The sequence below is a fragment of the Gordonibacter pamelaeae 7-10-1-b genome (genome assembly GCF_000210055.1).
GTDB classification, from domain to species: Bacteria; Actinomycetota; Coriobacteriia; order Coriobacteriales; family Eggerthellaceae; genus Gordonibacter; species Gordonibacter pamelaeae.
Window position 1 is genome coordinate 2,122,949 of the sequence record NC_021021.1, and the last position, 1,143, is coordinate 2,124,091.

The 1,143-nt window shown below is 66.8% G+C and carries 1 protein-coding gene and 1 pseudogene; both read left to right on the plus strand.

Features of this window, described 5'->3' with window-relative positions; all coding sequences use genetic code 11:
* Positions 1-301, plus strand: a pseudogene (locus GPA_RS20170) (aldehyde ferredoxin oxidoreductase N-terminal domain-containing protein); the annotation flags it as partial.
* Positions 302-312: 11 nt separating this feature from the next.
* On the plus strand, positions 313-1,143 hold an 831-nt coding region (locus tag GPA_RS09795), incomplete at its 3' end, for an aldehyde ferredoxin oxidoreductase C-terminal domain-containing protein (RefSeq protein ID WP_231847624.1).

Here is a 1,143-nt window from a genome sequence, read left to right on the forward strand (position 1 = left end):
CACGAGCCCCACGGTGTCGCGCGCCGAGGGGTGCCGCGGCTGCTTCAAGAACTGCCGCAACCTCTACCCCGGCGGCGTGGGCAACGAGCTCACCTGCTCGGCCGGCCTCTACTTCACCGACTCGGGCAAGATCGACGAGCAGCTGGCCGCCTACAGCCTGCTGTCGAAGCTGGGGCTCAACGGCTACGAGATCGACATGCCCGTGTACCTGCACAACCTGTACAAGATGGGCGTCATGGGCAAGGGCAAGGACATCGACACCGACCTGCCCTTCGAGCAGTACGCACGTACGCATTCATAGAGGAACTGCTCATGCGCATCGCCTACCGCCGCGAGATAGGCGACGACCTGGCCGAGGGCATCGCGCGCGCGGCCCAGAAGTGGGGACGCTGGGACGAGGACACGTCCACGGGCCTGCTCGCACGCCCGAACTGGGGCTACTGCGAGCACAACGAGCCGCGCGCCGAGGTGGAGTGGAGCTACGGCAGCATCTTCAGCGAGCGCGACATCAACGAGCACGGCGTGCACAACGCGGTGTACAACACCTCCATCATGGCGGTGCTCACCGGCGCCGAGCCGCCCATCTCGGCCGAGGACATGGCCGAGCAGCTGGCCGACCAGTCGGGCCTGGGCGATCCGCTGTGCTTCGACTGGAGCGAGGAGGGCATCTACACCGACGCGCGCGTGCGCGAGATCCACTGGAACCGGGCCTACGGGCGCTTCTGGCTGCAGTCGCTCGGCATGTGCGACTGGGTGTGGCCGAACTTCGTCAGCCGCAAGCACACCGCCGAGACGGGCTCGACCTACGGCGCCACGCCCGAGTACGAGGTGAAGTTCTTCCAGGCCGTCACCGGCCGCGACCTCTCCTACGAGGAGAGCATCGAGCTGGGTCATAAGTTCTGGGTGCTCGACCGCGCCATCTGGGCGCTCGAGGGGCGCCACCGCGACCAGGAGGTGTTCACGAACTACGTGTACGACGTGAAGACCACGAAGCCCTTCCCGCTGGTGGTGCACGAGGACGGGAAGTGGAGCTATTCGCTGTGCCAGGGCCGCACGCTCGACCGCGGAAAGTTCGAGGACTTCAAGTCGCGGTTCTACGTGCACGAGGGCTTCGAGGAGTCCACCGGGCGCCCGACGCGCGCG